The organism is Rufibacter psychrotolerans, assembly GCF_016924645.1.
In the GTDB taxonomy this organism is placed as follows: Bacteria; Bacteroidota; Bacteroidia; order Cytophagales; family Hymenobacteraceae; genus Nibribacter; species Nibribacter psychrotolerans.
Genome location: NZ_JAFFJV010000011.1, coordinates 276,408 through 301,915, shown reverse-complemented (window position 1 = coordinate 301,915; position 25,508 = coordinate 276,408). Strand labels below are relative to the sequence as shown.

At 54.0% G+C, this 25,508-nt stretch carries 16 protein-coding genes; 9 read left to right on the top strand and 7 right to left on the bottom strand.

What is annotated here, in order from left to right; translation table 11 throughout:
* Positions 1–135 precede the first annotated feature (135 nt).
* Positions 136–2,514, top strand: coding sequence for an outer membrane beta-barrel family protein (locus JT718_RS12140; protein WP_205502964.1), 2,379 nt, complete (start codon positions 136–138; stop codon positions 2,512–2,514).
* A gap of 319 nt (positions 2,515–2,833) precedes the next feature.
* On the opposite strand, the gene JT718_RS12135 is transcribed toward JT718_RS12140, so the two are convergent.
* From JT718_RS12135 to JT718_RS12125, 3 genes are all read right to left on the bottom strand, one after another.
* Positions 2,834–5,797 (bottom strand): FAD-binding and (Fe-S)-binding domain-containing protein, encoded by a 2,964-nt coding sequence (locus tag JT718_RS12135; protein WP_205502963.1) that lies wholly within the window; start codon positions 5,795–5,797, stop codon positions 2,834–2,836.
* Positions 5,798–6,176: 379 nt separating this feature from the next.
* A complete protein-coding gene (locus JT718_RS12130; protein WP_205502962.1) occupies positions 6,177–7,268 on the bottom strand; it encodes a hypothetical protein in 1,092 nt (363 codons plus the stop codon).
* Between the two features lie 236 nt (positions 7,269–7,504).
* Entirely contained in the window at positions 7,505–7,966 is a 462-nt protein-coding gene (locus JT718_RS12125) for a hypothetical protein (RefSeq protein ID WP_205502961.1), read from the bottom strand.
* A gap of 572 nt (positions 7,967–8,538) precedes the next feature.
* Between JT718_RS12125 and JT718_RS12120 the strand changes: the two genes are divergently transcribed.
* Positions 8,539–10,209 (top strand): GMC oxidoreductase, encoded by a 1,671-nt coding sequence (locus tag JT718_RS12120; protein WP_205502960.1) that lies wholly within the window; start codon positions 8,539–8,541, stop codon positions 10,207–10,209.
* Between the two features lie 304 nt (positions 10,210–10,513).
* Here the strand turns inward: JT718_RS12120 and JT718_RS12115 are convergent, their stop codons facing one another.
* The gene (locus tag JT718_RS12115) at positions 10,514–10,714 is read right to left on the bottom strand and encodes a hypothetical protein (RefSeq protein ID WP_205502959.1); all 201 of its coding nucleotides are present in this window, start codon (positions 10,712–10,714) and stop codon (positions 10,514–10,516) included.
* Between the two features lie 435 nt (positions 10,715–11,149).
* Here JT718_RS12115 and JT718_RS12110 point away from each other — a divergent pair, with 435 nt between their 5' ends.
* On the top strand, positions 11,150–11,389 hold the full coding sequence (locus JT718_RS12110) for a copper chaperone (protein WP_205502958.1): 240 nt from the start codon (positions 11,150–11,152) through the stop codon (positions 11,387–11,389).
* Between the two features lie 264 nt (positions 11,390–11,653).
* Positions 11,654–12,013: an SRPBCC domain-containing protein gene (locus JT718_RS12105; protein ID WP_240337056.1), complete on the top strand. Its 360-nt coding sequence runs from the start codon at positions 11,654–11,656 to the stop codon at positions 12,011–12,013.
* A 177-nt stretch (positions 12,014–12,190) separates the two neighbouring features.
* Here JT718_RS12105 and JT718_RS12100 read toward each other — a convergent pair whose 3' ends face one another.
* Entirely contained in the window at positions 12,191–13,219 is a 1,029-nt protein-coding gene (locus JT718_RS12100; RefSeq protein ID WP_205502956.1) for a DUF1259 domain-containing protein, read from the bottom strand.
* Positions 13,220–13,507: 288 nt separating this feature from the next.
* Here JT718_RS12100 and JT718_RS12095 point away from each other — a divergent pair, with 288 nt between their 5' ends.
* The 5 genes from JT718_RS12095 to JT718_RS12075 are packed head-to-tail and all read left to right on the top strand — an operon-like array spanning position 13,508 to position 20,458.
* Complete coding sequence (locus JT718_RS12095) at positions 13,508–17,530, top strand: response regulator (protein ID WP_205502955.1); 4,023 nt, start codon at positions 13,508–13,510, stop codon at positions 17,528–17,530.
* Positions 17,520–18,350 (top strand): CheR family methyltransferase, encoded by an 831-nt coding sequence (locus JT718_RS12090; protein WP_205502954.1) that lies wholly within the window; start codon positions 17,520–17,522, stop codon positions 18,348–18,350. Before JT718_RS12095 ends, JT718_RS12090 begins: the two co-directional genes overlap by 11 nt.
* Positions 18,350–18,922, top strand: coding sequence for a chemotaxis protein CheB (locus tag JT718_RS12085; RefSeq protein ID WP_205502953.1), 573 nt, complete (start codon positions 18,350–18,352; stop codon positions 18,920–18,922). The genes JT718_RS12090 and JT718_RS12085 overlap by 1 nt, the downstream gene beginning before the upstream one ends.
* A complete protein-coding gene (locus JT718_RS12080) occupies positions 18,912–20,132 on the top strand; it encodes a sensor histidine kinase (RefSeq protein WP_205502952.1) in 1,221 nt (406 codons plus the stop codon). Before JT718_RS12085 ends, JT718_RS12080 begins: the two co-directional genes overlap by 11 nt.
* The gene (locus JT718_RS12075; protein WP_205502951.1) at positions 20,126–20,458 is read left to right on the top strand and encodes a hypothetical protein; all 333 of its coding nucleotides are present in this window, start codon (positions 20,126–20,128) and stop codon (positions 20,456–20,458) included. Before JT718_RS12080 ends, JT718_RS12075 begins: the two co-directional genes overlap by 7 nt.
* 374 nt (positions 20,459–20,832) lie before the next feature.
* Here JT718_RS12075 and JT718_RS12070 read toward each other — a convergent pair whose 3' ends face one another.
* Both JT718_RS12070 and JT718_RS12065 read right to left on the bottom strand, forming a co-directional pair.
* Positions 20,833–23,997, bottom strand: coding sequence for a T9SS type A sorting domain-containing protein (locus JT718_RS12070; RefSeq protein ID WP_205502950.1), 3,165 nt, complete (start codon positions 23,995–23,997; stop codon positions 20,833–20,835).
* An 11-nt stretch (positions 23,998–24,008) separates the two neighbouring features.
* Positions 24,009–25,013: a right-handed parallel beta-helix repeat-containing protein gene (locus JT718_RS12065; protein ID WP_205502949.1), complete on the bottom strand. Its 1,005-nt coding sequence runs from the start codon at positions 25,011–25,013 to the stop codon at positions 24,009–24,011.
* Positions 25,014–25,508 lie beyond the last annotated feature (495 nt).

Genomic DNA, 25,508 nt, shown 5'->3' with positions numbered 1-25,508 from the left:
AAACGCCAATGCTTCCCATATTGGACTCTACTGAAGCAAGCTTTTCCCTACCCTATGAGACTTCTTTACCTGCTCTTTTTCTCTCTCCTTGTTTCACATATATCCCGGGCGCAGCAGACGGGTAAAATTTCAGGCTTGGTAAAAGATGCCAGCAACAAGCCTGTAGAAGCAGCCACCGTTTCTTTGCTCAAAGCACAGGACAGTGCCCTGGTAAAAATAAGCATCACCAATGCCGCCGGTGCCTTTGAACTGGAGAGCCTGAAAGAGAACAGCTATTTGCTGGTGGTAAATGCCATGGGCTACAAAGTGTACAAAAGCCGTCCTATCAGCATCAGCGCCGCCAATCTAAACCTGACCCTTCCAGCTATCACCTTAGAACAAGACGGTGGACAGGTCCTACAGGAGGTAACGGTTGCCAGCCAGAAGCTTTTTGTGGAGCAGAAAATAGACCGAACGGTGATAAACGTGGGGGCGCTGCTGTCTAACGCGGGCACCAACGCGCTGGAAGTCCTGGAAAAATCACCGGGGGTTCTGGTGGGCGAAAATGGGGCGATCAGCCTGAAAGGAAAATCTGGCGCAGTGGTATTCATTGACGACAAGCCTACTTATCTGGCCGGGGCCGAGCTGGAAAGTTACCTTCGTTCCCTGCCCTCTGAAACGCTGGAGACCATTGAGATCATGACCAATCCGCCGGCTAAATACGAAGCCGCCGGAAATGCCGGGGTAATCAATATCAAAACGAAGAAGTCAAACACCAAATCGTTCAACGGCAATCTTAACCTGAGTTACGGGCGGGGCAAACTAGGCAAAACCAGCAACAGCCTCAACCTGAACTACCGTAATAACAAAGTGAATCTGTTTGCCACCTTTTCGCAGACGGCGCAGAACAACTTTACAGATCTGAATATTGAGCGGCGCTACAAAAACGAGGCGCAACAGCTGCAATCTATGTTCAGCCAGAACTCCTACATTTTACGCGGCTCAGAATCGTATGCGGCCAAAATCGGGATGGATTTCTACGCGACCCCTAGCACCACCTTCGGGATTGTGTTGAACGGCCTCACCCGCCCCTCAGATACGCAAACCGATAACGTCAGTCGCCTGCTCAAAGCCACTGGCCAACTGGACTCTACCATTGTGGCCGATAACTGGAACGAGAATAACTTCAGGAACGGTAGCGTAAACCTGAACGTACGGCACGACATTGGAAAAACCGGCCGCTCCCTCGCCGCAGATGTAGATTACGTCACCTACCGTACCCATGCCGAGCAGTTATACAAAAACTTCATTTACAACCCAGAGGGAGGCTTAAAAAGCCAGGACCAAATTACCGGCACCGTTCCTTCTACCATCAACATTTACACGGCAAAAGCAGACTATACCCATCCCTTCCAGAACGGTGTGCATCTGGAAACCGGTGCTAAAACCAGTTACATCAAAACAGATAACGTAGCCAATTACTCTACCACTGAAAACGGCATTACGGCCCCTGATTATGATCTGAGCAACCACTTCCAGTACCGCGAGAACATCCATGCTGTGTATGCCAATATGCGGAAAGAGTTTGCCCGCTGGTCTGTACAGGCTGGTGCCCGGCTGGAAAATACCGTTTCAAAAGGGCACCAATTGGGGAACGTGGAGAAGAAAGACTCAGCCTTCAGCCGCAGCTACACCAACCTTTTCCCTACCGTGTACGTGCAGTACAAACTGGATTCTGCGGGCATGAAATCCTTCACCTTGTCTTACGGAAAGCGCATTGACCGTCCGTTCTTCCAGGACCTGAACCCGTTCCTTTCGCCGCTGGATAAAGTCACGTACTACTCCGGTAACCCTTTCCTGCAGCCCACCTTCTCGCACAACCTGGAGCTTTCCTACACGCATAACATCATTACCGCTTCTGCCCGGTATAGCCGGGCCTTGGATCTGATCAATGAAACCATTGAAATCAGAGATGACCCAGAAGTAGGCAAACGCTATTACAGCCGCCCAGGCAACTTAGGCGTGAGCGAGTCTAAGGTGATCTCCCTGAATGCCACGTTTAATCCGGCCAAATGGCTGCGCACCACCCTATACACCGAGTTCAGCCACAACCAATTTAGAAGCCAGTTGTACAACCAGCGACTAGACGTGGGAGGGAATTTCTTCTTCGCCTCTATGAGCAACCAGTTTACGTTTGGCAAAGGCTGGAGCGCTGAGGCCGGTGGCCAGTACCGCACCCGCCTGTATTATGCCCAGTTTGAGATTGGCGGGTACTGGCTGGCCAATGCCGGGTTGCAGAAGAAACTGTTCCAGGACCAAGGCACTCTGCGCCTGAACGTGAGCGATATCTTCTATACCAGAATCACCAACGGCGTGATCAACAACCTCACCAACGCAGATGCCTGGTGGCGCAACGCCGGCGACAGCCGCGTGGTCACCCTCTCCTATTCCTACCGGTTCGGGAAAACCTCTGGCAGCCAGCGCCGCCCCGACACCGGCGGCTCAGAAAGTGAACGCAACCGGGTGCGGGAGTAACTACAACCAATAATTCAGAAGAGTTCTGGGACCATTTTCCTGAAACTAGCCCCAAAACAGAAAGCCCTCTCAAATGAGAGGGCTTTCTGTTTTGGTATAAATTAGCACTTCGTACACTATCTGCACACTCTTTCCAATTACTTCTTTTAGCTTAGTCGGTCTAAAGTAATGAGATATCACTATTACTACTCCACTCCCCTTTGTCATTCTGAAAGAATCTTGGTGACGAACGGTAGTTGCCTCCAATAAAAGCTCTATTGGTTCGTCACCAAGATCCTTTCAGGATGACAGCATGTATAGAAGGATCAAATTCCGTAGTTTACTTAGAAGCCAAGGCCTGCCAGAGGATCTCGGCCGGGTGCAGGGCTTTTTTGGCGGTCCCGTCTTTGATCTGGTGGCGGCAGCTGGTTCCGGCCGCGGCGATGATGGTCTCCGGCGCAGCGTTTCGCACGGCGGGGAACAGTACCAATTCACCAATCTGCATGGAAACGTCATAGTGCTCTTCTTCATACCCAAACGAACCCGCCATGCCGCAGCAGCCCGAAGGAATCATCTCTACTTCATAATTCTGGGGCAGCGAAAGTATCTTCTGCGTGGGCGTGAGCACCTGCAAGGCTTTCTGGTAGCAGTGGCCGTGCAGTTTGATGTGCTTCTTCTCCTGCGTGAACGCGGAGGCAGTGATGCTTCCGTTTTCGGCCTCTTTCAGTAAAAACTCCTCTAAAAGGAACGAGTTGGCAGCTACTTTTCGGGCGGCAGGCACTAACTCTGACGGCACCAGATCCAGGTATTCATCGCGCAGCGTTAGGATGGCCGAAGGCTCAATCCCGATGATGGGCGTGCCGTTGGCCATGGCTTTGCTCAGGAGCTGCACATTTTTAATCGCGATTTCCTTGGCATCGCGCACCAGGCCTTTGGAGAGGTAGGTACGGCCGCTTTCCAGGTGCTCCGGGATCTGCACGGAGTAGCCCAACGCCGAGAGCAGCTTCACCGTGGTCTGCCCGATCTCCACGTCATTGTAGTTGGTGAACTCGTCGCAGAACAGGTAAACGGGTTTGCCGGTGTTGGCAGCCGCGTTCTCCTTCTGCCACTTTTTAAACCAGCTTCTCAGGGTGGTTTTTCCTACTTCGGGCAAAGAACGGTCTACGGCAAAACCTACGGTTTTCTTGATCAGCTTGCTGGTGACCGGGTTGCTGATCATGAAGTTGTAAACACCGGGCACCACGGAGGCCAGTTGCTGCATTTTAGTAAAATTACCAATCATGCGGGTACGCAGCGGCACCCCGTTGGCATCGTGGTAGTGCTGCAGGAACTCGGCTTTCATCTTTGCCACGTCCACGCTGCTGGGGCACTCAGACTTACAGGCTTTGCAGCTGAGGCACAAGTCCATTACCTCTTTGATTTCCTTGTGGTCAAACTTATTAACCTTGTCGGAATTGGTGAGGAACTGCCGCAGGATGTTGGCGCGGGCCCGGGTGGTGTCTTTCTCCTGGCGGGTGGCCATGTAGCTGGGGCACATGGTACCGCCGCTCACGTGGGTTTTGCGGCAATCGCCGGAGCCGGAGCATTTCTCGGCCAGCCGCAGAATACCTTCCTGCCGGGTGAAATCAAACAGCGTCTCTACCGGAATGATCTGCTGGGCCGGACGCTCCTCGTACCGCAGGAACTCGTTCATGGGGGGCGTATCCACAATCTTGCCCGCGTTGAAAATGTGTTTGGGGTCAAAGATCTGCTTTACCTCCTTCAGTAGTTCATATACTTCCTGTCCCAAGGCCTGCGGAATGAACTCGCCGCGCAAACGGCCGTCGCCGTGCTCGCCGCTGAGCGAGCCATTGTATTTCTTGACCAGCGCCGTGGTATCGGCGAGCACTTCCCGGAATACCCGCTTGCCCTCGTTGGTCTTCAGGTTAATCATGGGCTCAATGTGCAGCTCGCCGGCCCCGGCGTGGGCGTAGTAAGACGCTTGCAGCTGGTGTTTTTCCAATACTTTTTGCAAATCGGCAACGTAGGCGGGCAGATCCTCGGGAGACACGGCGCAGTCTTCAATGAGGTTCACCGGTTGGGTATCGCCGGGCAGGTTCCGGATCAAACCCAGGCCGGCTTTGCGCACGTCCCACACGGGTTTGGTGAGCGCCCCGCGTACGACGGGGTAGGCATAGCCCAAACCAGCCGCTTTCAGATCGGCAATCAGGGCTTCGGCTTTTTCGGTGATCTCGTCCTGGGTCTCGGCCATGAACTCCACCATGAGCAGGGCCGCGGGGTCGCCCTCTATGAAGAAGCGGTTGGCATCATAGGTGCGGTGGCCTTTGGTGAAGTCCATGATGTACTTGTCCACCAACTCAGAGGACATGGGGTGGTGCTTCAGGATGATGATGTTGGCCTCCAGAGCCTCCATGAGGGAAGTGAAGTGCACGCACACCAGGCCTTCTTCCTTGGGCGGCAGGGGAATCAGATTCAGTTTGGCTTCGGTCACAAAGGCCAGGGTGCCTTCTGAGCCCGCCAGCACCTTGCAGAGGTCCAGCGTGGTCTGTCCTTCGGGTCCGGCACCTTCGTCTACCAAAAAGTCCAGCGCGTAGCCGGTGTTGCGGCGGGTCAGGGTCTTTTTGGGGTAGTTCTTTTGGATGAGGCTTCGGTTCTCCTGGTCACTGATGAGGCCATACATTTTCCGGTAGATCTCGCCTTCCAGGTTCTGGAGCGCCAGCTTCTGCTGCAGCTCGGGGTGCGTAAGTGGCTTGAACTCGGCCTCTGAGCCATCGCTCAGCAGTACTTTGGCCGAGAGCAGATGCGTACGGGTATCGCCCCAGACAATGGAGTGCAAGCCGCAGGAGTTGTTGCCAATCATGCCGCCCACCATGGCCCGGCTAGCCGTAGAAGTCTCCGGCCCGAACAGCAGCCCGTGCGGACGCAGGACCGCATTCAGGTCATCTCTAATTACGCCCGGCTGCACCCGCACCCAATGTTCCTGGGGGTTTACTTCCAGGACCTGGGTGAAGTACTTGGAGATGTCCACCACCAGTCCGTTGCCCACCACCTGACCGGCCAGGGAAGTCCCGGCGGCCCTTGGGATGAGCGTGATCTGGTGCTGGTTCGCGAACTGGATTAATGCTTTGAGGTCTTCCTTGGTTTTGGGGATGGCCACGGCGGTGGGCATCTCCTGGTACACCGAGGCATCGGTGGCGTACACCCGGCGCTGGGCCTGGTGCAGGGAAGACTCGGCGTTGTAAAATAATTCACCGGTCAGCGAAGCTTCAAGTTCAGCGAAGGCAGTGAGGGAGGGAGCAGTCATATTCTTGAAATTGGGAAGCAAATATAGGGAGGCTGCGAAAGGATGTCTAGTGAATACCGGAAGTGTTTGCTGTTTTAGGAACAAACCCAGGCCAGAAAGAGGAGGTTCAGCCGTAGGACAGGGCTATCCAATCGGCCATGACCCGGCTCATCCACTTTTTTCCTCTACCTTTCTGTGTATAAACTGCGCCTGTTGTCTGAGAGCGCTGCCGGCTATGCCTTACTCCCGGGCCATTGCCTGGGCACGGCTTGTAAGTATAGTGAGTGCCTCTCCTCTATTTTACAAAGCGGTGCCCGAAAGCTCATTTTGGGAAGAAGGAATCTACGCCAACATGCTGCCCTAAGGGAGCACAAGACAGCTTCCTATTCTACCCGGTCACTCAGCCTTTGAATTTGATGAGACACTGGTAGGTAAGCTTGTGCACTTGCTGCCCCGTTTTAGGGTTCACCAGCAGAATCTTCCCCTCTGCCTTCAGGTGTTCCATCACGGTGAGGTAATTGGCGCGGCAGTACGGGGTGCCCAGGTTGTGCTTTTCGTAAATCCTGTCCAGGCTCAGGCGGTTGTACTGCGGAGCATTCTGGAGCAGATCTTGCCGGAGGTTGTGCAGGGAGAAAGGCAGGTATTGCGCGTACTCGGGCACCAGCAGCCGCACGGGTCTGAGGTTCACCCCCAGGGTGGGTACCCCGTCTTCCTGCGTTTCGCTGTATTCCAGAAGCAGCTCCTTGAGGCGGTTGCAGGTTGCCGTGGCTCTGGAGGCGAAGAAAAGGTACTGGCAGGGCTGGTATTTGCCGGGCTGGCCCATCTTGAAGACAACGGTGTGGTAGCCGCGTTCCTGAACCGCCGCCTGTAAGCTTTGCAGGATGAACTCCTCACGCTTCCGGGCCTGGGTGATGCGGGCGCAGTAGGCCTGCACACGGGGCAGCTGGGCACCGTAGAGCTGCTGCAAGGGGCTCGGGGTGGCCGCCCCCCGCACCGAGGCCTTCAGCTTGCCGGCCTCAAACAACAGGAACAGATCTGTACTTGCCTGGTCCAGCGCCTGCAGCACCTGCGCCTGGGCGGCTTTGGCCCCAAACGGATCTGCCACCAGCAGGCCCGGCACCTCCCGCCGGGTCCATTCCCGGAGCTGTTCCTGCTGGTCAGGGTGGAGCAGGAAAACCGGGGCGTGGCCCAGCTCGGGGTAGAAAGGGAGCTCTGCCACGTGCTGCTCCAGCCTGGCCAAAGCCGCCTTGCTGGGGTCTGAAAAGAACGTGCGGAACGCCGGACTCAGGGCAAAGCGGGAACCGGAACTGGCGAAAATGGTGCGCAGGATTTTGCCCGTGGTTTCTGCGGCCAGCCCATCGGCCGTGCCGGCGCCCGCCAAAAAGTCCACCAGGAGGCAGGCGGGTTCAGGCGCTTCTCGCTGGGCGGCCAGAGCCAACTCGCCCCAGGTGGGGATAAACCTGGAAAGCAGTTCAGCCTTGACCTCGGCCACTGTTCTTGCCTGTTTGAAAAAATCCTTGGGTGCAGTACCAGCCACTCTTCCTTGCTATTTCGCGTTGCTTACTCTCCCCGGCGGCAAGAGGTTTTTGCCCAGGCCGCCGCTTTGCTAACGGGGCGGCAAATTTACCTCTGTTTTTGGTCTGTTTACAGGAAAATATGCTAAAAATATTCGCAAAGAGGAAAGCGGCTTGCCTGCCTGCCCAGAAAAGTCCGCCCGGAACGGGGAAATCAGGCGTCGGGGGCTTCTTCGGTTGGGGCCAGCAGCCAGCTGAGGGCGCTGCTGTAGTCAATGAAAACCTCGTGCTGGATTATGCCTTTGGCCTGGTACCCTTGCTTGCCCTTCTCGGTGAACTCTGTGTTGGCCACCAGCGAGGGGTAGAAATCTGGGGTGACCACGGCCAGTTTCTGAATGGTTGTCTGGGAGGCCTCTTCCTGAAATTGGGTGAGCACCCACTCCTTCTCCTCGGGCGTGATGATGGAGAGCTGCAGGTCATCTATGAGCCAGGCGGTGAGGCGGTGCTGGCGGGTCAGTTCCAGGCCCTTCAGGAAACCTTCCTTGCGCTCAGCCAGGGTGATCTGGCGCTTCCACACCAAGAGCAGCAGCTTCAGGCTCTGGTCCAGGAAAATAGACACAAACTCGGTTTCAAACACCGGCCGGGAAAGCCCTTTCAAGAAGAATTGCTGCGTCATGGCCTTATGGTTTGGGTAGGGCGTTGATCTGTAAGCCATATGGGGAACGGGGGAATTTCCACTGGAACTACGGCTGTAGGAAGTATGGCCCTATTTACTCAAACCGGGGCAAATATCCAAATTGCCCTGCAGGGTGCCGCTACTCCGTTTTCTGGCCGTTTTCTTTAAAACAGCTCATAAACAACCGCTTACGCAGCAAATCTTGACAAGCCTTCTTTTGGACATTTGTCCTCTTTCCCTCAAAATTTACAAACCAGCAGTGCAATTGCAGGCAGCCACCGGCCAGGAGGTTCTTGTGATTGCATTGTACCCCAATTTTCTCCCGCACTACCCGGCATTACTCCTGTTTGTGTGCACTGGACTGCCCTGCCCTACGGGTTTATACTTGGCCGTGCTCCAAAGCTTGTTTTTCATATTGTACTGGAAAGGGACGCGCTTACGCAGGATAACGCACAGAAATTCTTGTATTTACAAGGTTAAATCCTATATTTACCGCATACGTCCTTAGCTCTGCGCTAAGGGAAGATCAAGGACCGCTAGCCCCTGAAGTGGCTCTTACTAATGAGTTGCCTATGTTCATTTCGCAAGAAAGCCTCACAGCGGGCCAAGTGCTCTCGTACGATCTCTGCATTATTGGTGGCGGCCCAGCGGCCATTTCTCTGGCGCTTACCCTGGCGGCCACCCAGAAAAAAATCATTCTCATCACGGGCGGCGGCTGGCGGCAGACCAAGGCCAACCGGGACCTCTACAAAGGAACCGTTACGCCCCCCGGCACCCATGAGCCTCCTGAGCGGCTGCGTCGGCGTCAGTTTGGGGGCGGGTCGGCGGTGTGGGCGGGGCGCTGCGTTCCCTTTGACCCGCTCGACTTTAAAGTACGCCCCTGGGTAGAAAACAGCGGCTGGCCCCTCACCTACCAGGAAATCTTGCCTTACCTGCAGAAAGCCTGCGACTTTTGCCAGATTGGGAGCTTTGCGTTCTGGGCCCAGGATGTGTTCCCCCAGGGGCAGCAGGAGATCATTCCCGGGCTGGACTCCCCCGTGTTCACCTCTGCCTGCCTGGAGCGCTGGAGCCCGCCCGTGCACTTCGGGCGGGACTATGAAACGGCGCTGGACAGAGCGCCCAACGTGCACGTGCTGCTAGACGCCCACGCGCTCCCGCTGGAGATGGCGCAGGCAGATGGCCTGGTTTCAGCACTGCCCGTGGAAGTGAAAGGCAAGCGCATCAGGGTGGAGGCGGGGCATTTTGTACTGGCCGCCGGCGGAATTGAGAACGCCCGGCTGCTGCTGGCCTCCTCCAACCGGTTCTTCCCCACGGGCCTGGGCAACCAGCACGACAACGTGGGCCGGTATTACATGACGCACCTCACGGGCACGTACGCCCAACTTAACCCTACCCGGCGCGAGCAGGTCATCTTTGGGTTTGAGCGCGACAAGGAGGGCGTTTTCTGCCGCCGGCGCTGGTGGATGCCCGAGCAGGCCCAGCAAGAGCAGCAAACCCTGAACACGGTCTTTTACCTCTCCTACCCCAAAGGCCTGGCCGAAATCCAGCATCCGCTCTTCACGCCGCTGTACGGGGCCGCCAGGCAGCTGGCCTCCCTCACCGGCATGCGCCCCACGCTGCGGCAGGCGGCGCAACGGTCTGGCCTGCCGCCCCACCAATGGACCGGCCTTTACCGGTTGGGTCTGCCCGCCCTCCTCCCTTCGGCGCAGAGCCGGTACTGGGGACTTTTCTTCCAGGCCGAGCAAATGCCCAACCGCGACAGCAGAATCCTGCTCTCCCCCACCCTGCAAGATGCGCTGGGCATGCCACGGGTAGACGTGCGCCTGGCATTCAGGGAGCAGGACACCGAGTCCCTGGTAACGGCCCACAACCTGTTCATTGGCCGGTTTAGGCAGCAGGGCCTGGGCGAGGCTCTGTACAGCGAGGAAGGGTTCAGGACCTACCTGAAACTGAGGCTGGCCCACTACGATTCGTACGCGCACCAGATGGGCACCACCAGAATGTCTGATGCGCCCCAGACCGGCGTGGTGGACAGAAATGCCCGGGTACATGGCCTGGCCAACCTGTACGTGGCGGGCGCCTCCACGTTTGCCACCAGCTCACACGCCAACCCCACCGTTATGGTGGTGGCCCAGGCCCTCCGGCTTGCCGACCACCTGAAGCAGCAGCTGGCGGCGGGCTCTTCCCACCCGCAGGCCAGGCCGGGCGCCGCCTCTGCCTTTGTCGTTCCGCCGCTGGTGTAGCCCTCCCCAAAACAAAACAGGCAATGTAGGTTCTCCCACATTGCCTGTTTTGTTTTACGGCCGGGTACCCCGCTGGGAGCGGAGCCGTTTCTTTGCTGTTTTATAGAAAATCGCCTCAAAGCAGTGCTTTCCCAGAGCGCAAGCGGATAGCAAGCAACCGCCTTAAGACTTCATGCGTGAGTACGGGTAGGGTGCACCCGCCAGGCAGCCAAAAACAGGCAACCCGGTTTGCCACCAGGTTACCTGCCCTTATTTGCTGAAAATGTACGAGTACTTTGAAAGATACGAGGCCGGTGGGCGGAGGTTACAGTTCATCTTCCTTCATGACCAGAAAGTCTTCTGAGCAGAACTTGTTGAGCGCGTGCATGTAGGCTTCATAAAAGGAGGAAAACCCCTTAAGGAGGATATTCCCTTTTACCACCAGGTATTTGCTCGTTCGTGGGGCAGAGGGCTCAGGGGTTGTCTGCATAGCCCGTTCATTGGTGACGTGATCCGTTACATTCATACTCTTGGTGCGTAGCGCTGGCACCAAAAGGGTACGTGCGACAAACAGGATGGTTTGCGCCGCCCGGCAAATACAGTACTTACTGGCAAAATCACGCGTTTCCCGCAACACAAGCCTACCGGCTGGCGGTAAACCGCAGTCCAATCTTCGGGTTTGCTCCGTCACTATAGCCCTTCCCCGTTTACGGTACTTTTTCTGCAAAACAGCCCAAAAACGGTGAGCGGATGTCATGGGTGGTCTTCCTTTTCTGGTTGTGAGGCCAAGAGTTGGTGCCGGTTAGCGGTACCTTCCTGAAAAGAGTAAAAGGCCCGGGCGATAGCGTTGCTGCCAACCTGCCCAACCTGGAAGGCAGCCCGGGCGCTTTGCCTCCCGGGGCAACCACCCTTCTCCCGGAACGGTATAACCTACCTCAACCACCCTCTAAAATACCAGCCTATGAAAATCCTGAAATTCAAGACCAACATACAAGACCAGGACGGCATTGCCGCCGTGGCGCGGTTGTTAGACCAGCAGGAAGAAATCAGCAATTGGCAAGTAGACCCCGATGCCGACGACCACATCCTGAGCGTGTCTGGCCAGAATCCCAATCCGCAGAAGATTGAAGATGCCGTTAAAGCAGCAGGCTTTGAGATTGAGATGGTTCGGGTGGTGGGCACGAGCGGAGAAGGGTTATAGCCCCCACAAATCCATTGCGCAGCAGGGCCGCCCTAAAAGATGGCCCCCCTTCCCTACTGCCATATTCATCAGCCTTACGAGCTTGGGGGCACGGTCCAGGCTAGGATTTCTTCCCTTTGGGGAACGGCCTGCCGGAACCAACAAAAAGACCTAGTTCTGTGGCTGAAAAGCCAAAACAGGCCATAAATGGCTACGCTGACTGGGATTTCCCCGGGCTTGAATTATACTAGGTTGCCAGTTGCCAGTCTCCTACCCCAAACTGATTTGATCGCCTCAGGTATCACCTTAGCGGCAAGCACCGACAAAGTTTGGGACTTTTATACCAAGCCTGAGTACATCACCAACTGGAACTTTGCCACAGAAGACTGGCAATGCCCCAAAGCGGAAAACGATCTGCGGGTTGGCGGAAAGTATTATGCCAAAATGGAAGCCAAGGACGGAAACTTTGGGTTTGACTTTGAGGCAGTGTACGACAAAGTCATCGACCAGAAGAGTTTGACTTACACCATGACCGACGGCAGACAGTCTACCAACGAGTTTGAAGACCTGGGCGGGAGCACCAAAGTAACCACCACCTTTGACGCCGAAGGGGAGCATGATGCAGAGATGCAGAGAACAGGCTAGCAGATGATCCTGAACAACCTTAAAGCATACGTAGAAGCCAATTAACCTGCAGTAAAAGCTGAACAACTCATCTGGGCTTTGCATCCTGGCTGATAGAGAAAACTCTGTTTAGCCGGTGCGCAAAGCCCAGATGGCGGTTAAGGTTCTGCCAAAGAAAAAGTTTTTTGAACGACTTGGTCAGTGGTTTTTATGCTTTATCTCCTTGCCGTGTTTCCCTAGCTCATCCAAGGCCGCCCGGAAGCCTTTGGCCAGCGTAGTGGCGGGCCCTTGGCCGTAGTAGTGCAGAAAGATCATGTGCGGGTCGTCCCCCAGCATGTGGTGATGCAGCGCCACCACCTCCAGCCCGTTCTTGCGTAGCGCTGCAATCACGGGATTCACCTCTGGTTCCAGCATGGCGATGTCGCCCGCAATGTGGGCCTTCTCCTTCGTGCCGGCAAAGGAAGCCCAGGAGTTCAACCCAATAGATGCCGTCATCTCCGTTCCCATGGCCATCACGGTCAGGTCATCCCGCCCGATGGTGTACTTATAGGTTGGGCCGTTCACGGTTCCGGTGTACTTCACAATGGCATCCAACGCCGGGAGGTTGAAGTTCTCTTTTCCGGTGGGCGGGGCGGCGGTGCCGGGGGCGGTGTTGCCGCTCTGGGCAGCAGGGTTCGGGGCGGGAGAAGCAGGCTGGTTGGCGGGAGAGATCTTGCTCTGCCGGATGGTGGCCGCAAACTTCTTGGCCAATTCCGCTGGGCTGCCCATGCCGTGCAGGTGCATGTAGAAAATGCGGGGTTCCTCGTAGAAGAAGTGGTTGTGGATAGCCCCTATCTCCAAGCCGTTGGCGTGGGCGGCGGAGATAAGCGGGTTCACCTCTTCCTGGAGCAGCACCGTGTCGCTCATGAGCATGGCCGTCTTGCCGTCCACGGTTTTTTTGATGGATACCCAGCCCCCAAACCCGAACGCGATGGGAACAGATTCTCCCTTCACCTTTATCTTAAGATCGTTGCGGGGCAGAGGGGTGGTGTGGGTTGCCTCGGCTTCCTTGTAAGTACCTTTCTTGCCCATGGCCGCTTCTATGGCCTTAATCTCCTCTGGGGTGAGCGGGGGCGTTTTTCCCTTCTGCCTGGCAGCCTCTAACTGCGGCAATCCTAAAAAAGAGGCTACTCCCACCAATGCCGTAGCTTTCAGGGCTTGGCGGCGACTAACTGACTTATTGCTCATATGTCTACGGTAATTAAGTTTTCAGCTTTGCATGCGCTTGTGCCATCCCAGGTCATATGGTGGAGGGCATTGCCCATACGTTTACGTTACTTACGAAATTGAGGAAGTTCTACCGCAACATCCATCCTTTCATTACCTGAATTGATGAGTAGCTGTTTTTGGATGAGTTTAATAGAAAGAGGCTGGAAACAGCACTGGGTTTAAACGGACCAGAAACAAAGGTGATTGTGCCGCGCATTTCATAATTTACGGCCTTGTTCATTCTTACTCAACTTATACCGGCCCGAGATGACGCTACTGAAGAACCTTAAAATAAGAGACAAACTGCTGTTGGTCCTTTCTCTGTTGATGGTTCCGCTCCTGTATTTTGTGGTTTCTACCATTAACACCGAAATGGATGAAAACAATATCCTCAAGCAGGAGGCCATTCAACTGGAGGAATCGGAGAAGCTATCAGGGTTTGTCCATGCGTTCCAGCGTGAACGGGGACGCATTCTGGCAGCTGTTGAAGGCAACCAGGCTGCTTTGCTGGAGGCTAGGGCCCAGCGAAGCCTGACCGATGCAGCCGAGCGGGAATTACAGGCCTATGTCTCCAGCACGGGCCGCTCTTTGCCAGAAATGGCCCTTATGGCCGAATTCAAGAAGTTCAGGAATGACTTTGACCAGAATAAGTTTGACGTGCTCGCGTTCAGGCGGTACTCCACAGACCTGATCTTCAAACTCCTGGACAGGATAGACGCCAACGCCACCGGCATCAGCAACATACAAATCAGCCGGCAGCTGATCAGCTTCAGAAACCTGGCAGAGGCCAAGATTCAGCTGGGCAGAGTACGGAGCCTTTTGATGAAGGTAATTCCGGAGAAGCGCTTTTCCTACGAAGATTACGCCCAGATCAATTCGCAGATTGACTCGTACAACCGGGCCCTCAACAATTTCTACAGGTTCGCCACCCAGGAGTCGGCCAGCCAGGTGCAGAGCATCACCGCCTCCAGCAACTACAGGCAAGTAGACGCCACCCTGCTGGCCATAGACTCCAACCCCCAGTTGGACCTTTCGCCCTATAGCACCGCCGTGGTTTTCAACGTTTTCACCAAAAGCATAAACGAATACCGCGAGGCAGAGGAAAGCCTGATCAGCCAGATCAGGAACCAGGTGAACGCTGAAATTAAACGCAAGCAACAATTCCTGATCTGGCTCTCCGTGGCCATGGCAATTGTGTTAGGCCTTACGGCCCTTCTCTCCTTTTACATCATCAACCTGATCTCCGCGTCGCTTTCCACCTTAAAGACTGCCGCCGACCGCATCAAACTGGGCGCCACCGATGTAGTCATTGACATTGACAGCAAAGATGAGATTGGCAGTGTGGCCAGTTCTTTCAGGGAAGTGGTGGAGAAAAACATTGCGCTGTCACGGGTAGCCAAAGCCATTGGGCAAGGCCAGTACGAGGTGGAAGTGGCCGTGCAAAGCGACGAAGACGTGCTGAGCCACGCCATCAAAGACATGAAGGACAACCTGCAGACCTTCACCACCGAAAACGCCAACCGCAACTGGGTGCTCACGGGCGTTTCTGAGCTGAATAATCTGGTAAGCGGTGAAACCACCATGGAAGGCGTGGCCGAGAAAGCCATTGCCTTCCTTTGCGACTATACCCAATCTGAGGCCGGTATTCTGTACCTGCACAACGACAGCGGCCAACTGGAGCCCGCCGCTGCGCACGGGGTAGCCTACAGCAAAGAGCAACTGCCCGCCTTCGGGATTGGCACCGGGAAGGTAGGCCAGGCCGTGCAGGAGCGCAAAGTAAAACTGCTGGAAGGCGTAGCCGAGGAGTACCTGAAAATAAAGACCGGCTTGTCTGAAGTGGAGCCCGCCAACATCGTTATTGTGCCGCTTTACTTCTCATCCAGCGTAGTGGGTGCCTTGGAGTTGTGTTCCCGTCAGCCGTATGGAGAGTTGCAGCAGAAGCTGTTTGATACGGTTTCGGAGCGGATTTCGGTGATCATCCATACTTTGAAAGCGCACCTCCACACCCAGGAACTCCTATACGAGACCCAGAACCAGGCCGAGGAACTGGAAACCCAGCAGGAAGAGCTGCGCCACCTCAACGCCGAGCTGAAAGCCTCTGAGGAAGAGCTGCGCGTAAATCAGGAAGAACTGCAGGAGAAAAATGCCGAACTGGAGGAAAAAGCCCAGTTGCTGGAAGAACAGTACGAGGCACTCCAGTCCAAGAACACGGCGCTGGAAGACGCCCGCCAGGCCATTGAGCTGAAGATAAAGCAGGTAGAAACGGTCAGTAAGTACAAGAGCGACTTCCTGGCCAACATGTCACATGAGCTGCGCACGCCGCTCAACAGCATCCTGATCCTTTCCCGCCTGCTAGCCGATAACGTGGAAAACACGCTTTCCACCAAGCAGATTGACCACGCCCAGATTATCCACAAATCCGGGTCAGACCTGCTCAAATTGATCAACGAGATTCTGGATCTCTCCAAGATTGAATCGGGCATGATTAAGCTGGAAACCGAGGAGATCAAGCTCAAGGACATTTCGTTGGCGCCTATGTTCCGGGAAGTAGCCGCTAAAAAGCAGATCACCTACCGGGAGAACATTAAGCCGGGAAGTGTGGAAGCCATTGTCACAGACCGGTTCCGGTTGGAGCAGATCCTCAAGAACTTCATCGGGAATGCCATCAAGTTCACCGGCGAAGGCGGCGAGGTGGAGCTTTCCATCTATCCGGTGAGCAACCGACCAAAGTTCCGATCTGAGCAGCTGAGTGAGCAGCCCGAGATCATTGCCTTCGCGGTGCGCGATACCGGCATTGGTATTCCAAAGGACAAGCAGGAAATGGTGTTTGAGGCGTTTCAACAGGCAGATACTTCCACTACGCGCAAGTACGGCGGAACGGGCCTGGGCCTCACCATCAGCAAAGAGTTGGCTTTTCTGTTGGGCGGAGAACTGATGCTGGAAAGCGAGCCGGGCCAGGGAAGTACCTTCACCTTGTACCTGCCGGCCTACCCGGTTACGGTTACCAAAAGGCAACAACCGCAGCCTGTTAAAGAAACCGTTTCGGCCCCGGTTTTGCCAAACAAGGCCGAAAACGCACACCAGGTGCTGGACCGAATGGAGCAGAAAGACAAGAAAGACATCTCGGTGCTGATTGTGGAAGACGACAAAGGCTTCAGCGATATTTTAGCTGATTTTGCTAGAGCCAAAAAATTTGTGGTACACCAGGCGTTCACCGGGCAGGAAGGGCTGCGTCTGGCCCGTCTGGAGAAACCCGATGCTATGCTCTTAGACGTGCATCTGCCGGATATCACCGGCTGGGAAGTGCTCCGGAAAGTGCGGGAAGACCGCGACCTGCGTCACCTCAATGTGCACGTGATGTCGGCGTATGACAAGGAGGTGATCAATGAGCACGGGCACAAAGAAGAATACCTGCCCAAGCCGGTGACGCTGGAAATGCTCAACAAGGCTTTCTCGTCTATCTCAGAAATGTCGGGCACGGCGCTGGAGAATATCCTGATTGTGGAAGACAACGAGATAGAGAACAAGGCGGTGGCCGAGCTGCTGTTGGCTCACGGGCTGAAATCTACCTCGGCGTTTTCCGCCGAAGAGGCGGAGCAGATCCTGGCCAAGCAGAAAGTAGACTGCATTATCCTGGACCTGAACCTGCCCGGCATGAAAGGTTATGAGTGGATGAAGAAGCTCAAGTCGCAGACCGCCCTTACGGATATTCCTATCATCATCTACTCGGGCAAAGACCTGAGCGAAGAAGAGGAAGCAGACCTGAAGGAGTTCGCCAATACCATCATCATCAAAAACGAGTACTCGTATTTGCGGCTTTTGGATGAGGTGCAATTGTTCCTGCACAAGGTGAACCAGAAACTTCCGTCGGGCAGCGAGTTCAAGATGAAGTTGCACGTGCCCAAAGAAGTGCTGCAAGACAAGAAAGTGCTGGTAGTGGATGACGATGTGCGCAACATCTACTCGCTCAGTAGCTTACTGGAGCAGCACGGCATGGAGGTAGTCACGGCGTACAACGGCAAGGAGGCCATCCAGAAACTGGACACCGAGAAAGGCATTGATATGGTGATCATGGACGTGATGATGCCCGAGATGGACGGCATTGAGGCCACAAAACGAATTAGGGAAAATCCTCGTTTGAAGCAATTGCCAATTATTACGCTCACCGCAAAGGCCATGAAAGAAGACAAGGAGAAGTGCATTGCCGCCGGGGCATCAGACTACATTGCCAAACCCGTAGACACCGACAAATTATTGACCTTAATGCGGGTGTGGCTGTATGAAGCTTGAGGCCGATGCGCTTTTTGAGCAGGCGGTAGAAACGCTTATCCAGGACATTCATGCCCAGTACGGGTATGATTTCAGCGGCTATGCACGGGCCTCGGTGTACCGCAGGATCAGGCGGTTTCTGGGTAACAAGAACCTGGCGTCTATAGAAGAACTGCGCAAGAACTTGTTCCAGGATTCTTACTTCTTTGAGAATTTCCTGCAGGAAATCACCGTGAACGTCACGGAGATGTTCCGGGACCCGACGTTCTTTCTGGCGCTGCGCGAAAACGTGATGCCCATTCTGTCTACCTACCCGTTCATCAAGATCTGGGACGCGGGCTGCTCTACCGGCGAAGAACTGTTTTCCCTGGCCATCATCCTGAAAGAGGAAGGCCTACTGGAAAGAACCAAAATTTACGCCACAGACATCAACCAGAAAGTGCTCAAACAGGCCAAAGAAGGCATTTTCCCGCTGGCCAACATGGCGGCTTACACCACCGCGTATTACGCTGCCGGGGGCAAAACCGAGTTCTCCAGCTACTATACCAGCAGCTACGGCAGCGCCAAGTTTGACGCTTCGTTGGTGAAGAACGTGGTGTTCTACCCGCACAACCTGGCCACCGATTCTTCTTTCAATGAGTTTCACTTGATCCTGTGCAGAAACGTGCTCATCTACTTCAACCGGACCTTGCAGGAGCGGGTTTTCGGTTTGTTTGACGAAAGTCTGGTGAGTTTGGGCTACCTGGCTTTGGGCAAGAAAGAAACTCTGGCCATGTCGCAGATCAACGGCCACTACACCTGCGTGGATAAAAGTAACCGCATTTACCGCAAAACTACTTGATGAAGAAAGAGGCAAAGGTAATTGTGATAGGAGGGTCTTGGGGCGGCATCAAGGCCTCGCAGGCTATTCTCAAGCAGTTGCCTGCTTCCTACAGCATTCCTATAGTAATGGTGCTGCACCGGCTCCGCCACTTTGACGGCAATTTGCAAATAGTGTTTGAGAAACGGGTGGCACTGCAGGTAACCGAGGTAGAAGAGAAGGAACAACTGAAGCCCGGTTACGTGTACGTGGCACCGTCTAACTACCACGTGCTGCTGGAAAAAGACCAAACGTTCTCTCTGGACGTTTCAGAACTGGAGAACTACTCGCGTCCGGCCATTGACGTAACGTTTACCAGCGCGGCAGATGCGTTCGGGTCCAATACCGTTGCCATTCTGCTGAGCGGCGCCAGCAAAGACGGCAGCGCCGGCCTCAAGTACATTGCGGAAAGAGGCGGAACGGTTATTGTGCAAGACCCCCAAGAGGCCGAAGTAGACACCATGCCCCTGGCCGCTATTGCCCTGGTGCCAGGTTGCCAGATAATGAATTCAGAGCGTATCCAAGCTTTTTTACTTTCTTTGCATGACCACTGACCAATCCCTTACCGCTCCCATGATTTCCCCCGAAGTACAAGCCGTTAAGATTCTTTTGGTAGATGACAAACCAGAGAACCTGGTCAGCCTGGAGAGCTTGCTTTACAAGGAAGAGGAGGGGGTTACCTACCTTTTTGCCGAGTCTGGCGAAGAGGCCCTGAAAATAGCCCTGCAGGAAGAGCTGGCCCTCATCTTGCTGGACGTGCAGATGCCCGGCATGAACGGCTACGAGGTGGCCCGTTACCTGCGCGATATCTCCAAAACAAGGGACATTCCCATCATCTTCGTGACCGCCATTGACGAGCAGGACACCCACGTGATAGAAGGGTTTGAGGCCGGCGCGGTAGATTTCCTGTTCAAGCCCCTGCACCCGTACATCACCAAGGCCAAAGTATCGGCTTTTGTCAAGTTCTTCCTGCAAAGAAAAGACCTGGAAAAAGCGAATAAATTGGCCCTGGAAATGAACCAGGAACTGGAAGAACGGGTGAAAGAACGCACCAAAGAGTTAACCCGGGTAAACAGAGACTTAGATAACTTTGTCTACACCGCCTCCCATGACCTGCGAGCCCCCATCCACAACATAGAAGGGCTTATGGCCGCCTTGCAGGACACACTGCAGGAAGACACCATCAACCGCGAGGAAGTAGCGCCTATCCTGGAAATGATCAACAACTCCGTGGACCGTTTTAAGGCTACTTTACAGGATTTAACCGAAATCGCGAAGGTGCAATATGAAGCGGCCGGCAAAAACACCGTGCGCTTTGACGAGCTCCTGACCGATGTAAAAGTGCACATCAAAGACCTGATTGAAAGCGCCCACGCCACCATCACCGCCGATTTCTCCCAGGCCCCGGAAATCTTCTTTTCCAGAAAAAACCTGCGGAGCGTTCTGTACAACCTGGTCTCCAACTCCATCAAGTACCGATCACCGGAACGCGCGCCTGAAATACGAGTGACTACCACCAAGGTAGATTCTTACACGCTTCTATCTGTGCAGGACAATGGCCTCGGGTTAAAGAATGAAGACAAAGAGAAAGTTTTTGGCATGTTCCAACGCGTACACCTGCACGTGGAGGGTACAGGCGTGGGTATGGCCATTGTAAAAAGGATAGTGGAGAACTGCGATGGTAAAATTGAGTTTGAGAGTGAGGTAGGCAAAGGCACCGTTTTCAATGTGTATCTGAAGGAAACTCCCAATGGGAAATGCTAGAGCAAGCTTATGATGGTGATGGCAGCAAGCCAGCTAAACTGAGATTTCGCAAACCTTCTCTCTGTTTTTTTGAGGTTGCTGCATCTCCTCAGTTAGGTCTTAAAGAAGGTGCAGTTCTGCACCGCTTTCCTAACATCAAGCGAATTGAAGACCATGCACTTCAACGCATTGCCTCAAGCTGCGGCTGCCTTAAGCTTGACGTTCCTGTATCAACTGATGAAATCAGTCACACCCCAAGCATTCCTGTATTTTCAGGAAAGTGTTGGTTGGAACAGAGACGTAACCAAACCCGCAGCCAATTTCAGCCTGCCCCACCTCTAGCCTGATGACAGAGCCTAATCAAGCCTGTAGGAACAGAGAGTTCCTCTCTCCCAGGCAATTGCCACACCAGAGGCTTCCATTTCCATTACCAAAATGATCTGGCTCAGTAAGATTAGACCCAACTGGTCTGCCCAAAGCGTATTACCTCTAGAGAGATACCCCTACCTTTCCTCCTTGAGCCACTTGTGTACGCACTTTAAGGAGGCAACAAAGAACCATCTGATTGTTGGTTGCCCTTACTTTATCGTGCCGCGGTATCTGACCAAGAATACGAATCACTTAGAATGCAAACGGCCATACCTACAGTATGGCCGTTTGCTTACCTGGTGTTTCTTTGTTACAGAAAGATGCAGTAACCCTTTCTTACAGATACCCAAGCTTACCTGAGAAGCACTTTTTTGGTTACCACGGTTTGCCCATTCGAGATACGCAGCAGGTACATGCCTCTGGGCAGACGTGAGATAGGTATGCTCGTACTGGTACTCTCGGCCAGAATCTCCATTTTGATTCTCCCCGTCATGTCTACCAGGCTGAGGCTGCTCCTGCGCAACTGCTGAGGCAGCTCAACCACAAGGGTATGGGATGCCGGGTTGGGGTAGACGGCAACTTGCCTGGCAATCTCCTCCTCTAGACCGGTAATGGTTGCTACAGTGGTACTGGCATCTGCTGTCACAGGAGCCTGTTCCTCATGCCCGGCACTGTCAGTGGCAATGCTGTAGAACTGGTAGGTGGAGTCCTGCTTACCCTGATAAAGCGCAGTGGTTGTGGCAACGTCGTCCAGCCAGGGTTTGTAAGGTGTACCGTTCACCGAGACATAAATGGAGTAAGTGGCTACGCCGGACCCTTCGTCCGAACCGCTCCACTCAACCCTGAACTCGGCTGACGACTGGGTTTTAGGCAGTTCCTTAACCTTACTTACAGGTGGTGTTTTGTCCACAGAATTGGCCCATGTGGGGGTTGGAATTACCTCATTGTTGTCAAAGAAAATATAGGCCCTGTTCCTGATCTCAGCATCTGTGGGCAGATCAGCTTTGGGTTTGATCGTGTAAAACACTCCACCCTCCCCCTGAGGGGCCGTCTTGTTGGGCGGCAGGAATCCCGCATCCGGGTCTTCAGTTGGCAGCAGGGTAGCAGGGTCCAAGGAAGTGTACAGCCAGGTGAGTATTCCTTTCTGTTCATCCAGCTTGGCCTCAATCCGCACAATTAAATTATTCTTAGGCCGTAGGTCCACATCCACGCTGTAGTTTTTTCTTCCCGGCGGCACATTTACAATCACATCGTCGAAGTTGAAGAAGCCGAGTTGGAGGGTGGAGATGTCCAGCGTGTTCATATCCAAGGTATCCACTATTCTCACCGTCTGGGCCGACGCCGACGCCGAAGCTTTATTCTCAAAGCGAATAAGGTAAGGGAACACTTCTGAGCCGGTGATAAATTTAAGCGGTCCGGTTCCCTCCAGTCCTACTTTGTCATTCGGGTCAAAGGAAGCAACGGGCTGAATTGGTCTGGGCGGTTTAGGGGGTTCGGGCGGCGGAAGACAATCACCTAAACCCGATTGCCCTCCTCCGCTGCTGCTACCCGGATCTTTGCCGGTTTTCTTAGCGGTGACTTTTATGACCGCCTTCAACATTTTAACTGAGACATCAATCGCCTTTACAGGGCTTAAAGCACAGTCTAGGGTATTTGACACAATCACAGCCGGCATCTTTAGAAAAACCCCGCCCGCAAGATAGCCCCAGCTTTCCTTCTCAATTGCCTTGTTTATAACATTCCCCAATTGATATCCCGTGTTAAATGCGTTATTCAGACAGTTGGCAATTGGGTGTAATCCAGCGGCCATATCAAACAAGTTGTCGAGGCATTCAGAGGCCCACCCCTTCAGAGGCGACCCGAACAGTGGCTCACCCGCCCATGCAAACACTTCAATTGGTTCCGATGAATCCACTTTCACCCTAAAGGAAAGCGTGTTGGTGGAGTTTCCCGGGATGGACGGCACGTAGATGCTGACCAGCTTCATCCTCTTAGTGTACCCCATCAGGGTGTCGACTACAATATAATCCGGGATAGAATCGTATATCGCATCGGGTTTAACATTAAAGGATTCATACGGCTTCTCAAACGCAAAGTCAATCTTGAGCTCCGCCTTGTCAGAAACGGCAAAATACAGCGGTACCCCATGCGCATCAACGTTGCCCTTGTTGCCGTAAGCCAGGGTGTAGGTTTGCCACTGGCCAATTCTGATTCTATCAAAGCCCAACACCTCAGCCCAAGGGTGGGCACTTATCCCCTCCACTATGGTGAAGGACTTTGGTTTGGCTAATACGACACCATTCGCCATGGTGACCACAACATCATATTCCCCTATGGGTTTTCCCCTCAGGTTAAGTACCGCTTGGAGCTGGTCCCCGTTGAAGGCAGTAACCATGGAATCTGGCACCAGGATGTCAGGTTGGCCAGCGCGCGTGAGTTTCACCCTTGTTTCCTGATCAAAGGCTGCTCCCAGAAGATTGATCGTCACGTCTCCTGCGTTGCCACCAATGGCCGGCGTGACAGCATCAAGCCGCGGGTTGGCCACCGTGAACTCCTTAATCTCAGGCTGGCTCCAGACACCTTTGTCGTCCAGGAGCCGCAGGTGCAGCGAGTGTCTCCCGAGGGCAAGCCCCGAAACATCCACCTGGGTTTCCAACTCCAGCATGGCCCCCCGGTTCACCGGCAAAGGGGTTCCTTTTCCATGTTCAGGATTTGCATTGTCAAAGAAGTATTCAGCAGCGGTAATTGTGACAGAGTTATTCTGGGTTCTCTCAATAAGGACGGTGCGCCCCTCGCCCATGCCCCAGCGACCCTCCCGATCCTGAATGCGCACAAACAGGGTATGGAAGCCCGGGGAAAGCCCCTCGGTGCTTACTTCTGCCGTGATGTCTACCAGTCCGCCTGCTGCAACCGGTAAGGCCTTGCCTTTTCCCAGGCCAGGGTCAGAGTCAAAGAAATACTCCCCTTTGACAACGGCGGTACTGGCAGGGTCCAGCCGCCGCTCCACCAGGAAAGTGCGCCCTTCGCTTAACCCCCATACTCCCTGCCGGTCCTGAAACCTGACAAACAGCGTGTGGAAGCCGTCTGCCAGTCCTTCAGCGTCTACTTCAGCAGTAACGTCTATCACCCCCCCGGTACGGGAGCCTACTGATAGGGCTTTGCCCTTGCCTTTGCCCGGGTCAGTGTCGAAGAAGTACTCACCGCGGGTGAGGGTAGTGCCCGTCCCTGTCTGCCCCGTCTCCACCAGGAGCGTTCGGCCCTCACTCAAACCCCAGCGGCCCTGCTGGTCCTGGAAGCGCACGAAAAGCGTGTGGAAGCCGGAGGCGAGCCCCTCGGTGCCCACCTCTGCCGTTATGTCCACCAGCCCACTAGGCGAGAGTGTAAGGGGCTTCCCCCTGCCCTGACCCGGGTCAGTGTTGAAAAAGTACTCGCCTTTCACAACCGTCTGCCCCAGGCTTGGCAAGCCGGAGCAAATCAGCATGACACCAATTGCCCAGATAGTCCTCAGTAGCTTCATGGCACCAATCCTTAGTTCCTGGCCTCGGCGGTGACCTTAATTTTCAGCTTTCCGTTAGGAGCGACCACTCCGTTCTGGATGACGAAGGAGCGCACTACCGGAACAGGAGGCTCGCCCGTTTCGGAGTAGCCGATGCCTCCATACAGGCCAATATCGGTCCCGTCTGTGCCTGCGTTTTTGCCAGGCGAGGAGGCCTGGAGCCGAAAGTCATGTTCGTAGTTGAACCCTACACCGGCCGTGAACTTGGTGAACTTAGGGTCCACGTTTACCTTGTTTTGGCTGCCATTATTGGTCCCGTAAGGTAAGGCGGAATCTGATCCAGAGAAGGTGATGTTATTATTGAAGGTAGAGTTGAAAGCACCCTTTGGGGTAACGCCGTAGAAAATATTGTTCTGAATAGAAGAATAGTGAACGTCATTAAACGCATTGCCAGATCCCAAAAAAAGGTTGTTGCTGATTACGCATGAATTTGTTCCATTAAGGTTACTGATGATAATGTTGTTCCTGATAATGAAGTTAGACACGGCGGTGATGCCGTGAGGTATCTGCACATAGAGGAAAATGCAGTTCTCTATCAGCCAGTTCGTGGAGATGCCACCGGTCGACCCGAAGGCGGTGATAAAGTTTTCCACCTTGCACCTTTTAATGGTGATGTCCTTTTGCCCGTAGTTTGGGCAGGTGATGTAGTTTACCCACAAGCCCATGAGGGAAGTTCCGCTTGCTCCACCGTTCTGGGCATCAATCACCACCTTTCCCAAGGTTGAGACAAGCGCCATCTCCTTCCTCGGGTTGTATCCCGTGCCCATAATGGTCAGCTTCTTGTTGATGGTGATATCGCCGTAGGAGGTCTCTGATCCGTGAATATAGATGGTATCGCCGGGTGCGGCGGCAGAGATGGCGGCAGGTACCGTCTGGTATTGCGCAGAATTGCCTGCCCGGTTGCTCACGGTGAGGATTTTGGCATGGAGGTCTCCCATACAAAGGAGCACGGCAATGATAAGTAGAATTCTTCTCATACAATTATTTTTTTAAATGGTCTAAGGATTATCGCCTATAAGATCAGGAGCAGGCACACAGGTTATTTATATAAGATTTTTAATAATTATTTTAAATTAAAGCATAATTATACAGAATAACAATACCAAAATCTATGTATAGCCAATGCAGCGATAGGCATGATAAAATATTGTATGAAGTAAGTCTTGGTCTTAAGCCTTGCTTCATTTTGCTTTTGTGCTCAGGGAAATGATTCCTCTGTGCATCAGAGACGTTGACTTTTAGAAGGCTTTCACCTGACAAAGGATTGGGTTTGGTAGAGAAGAACAGTAAGAATCAGGCAATACAGCAGGAAGTATTGGGAGCAGTTGCCCTCTTTGTGATCAGTTCTGCCCCGGTGGTAAAGACCATGCGGGCGCTGCGCGCAGAAAGTGCAAGCTTACATTCTGTGAAATGTTTAAAGTTCTGCTAGATCCAAGGGCAGTGTCCACCGGAAAAGTTGAGCATTGGGTATG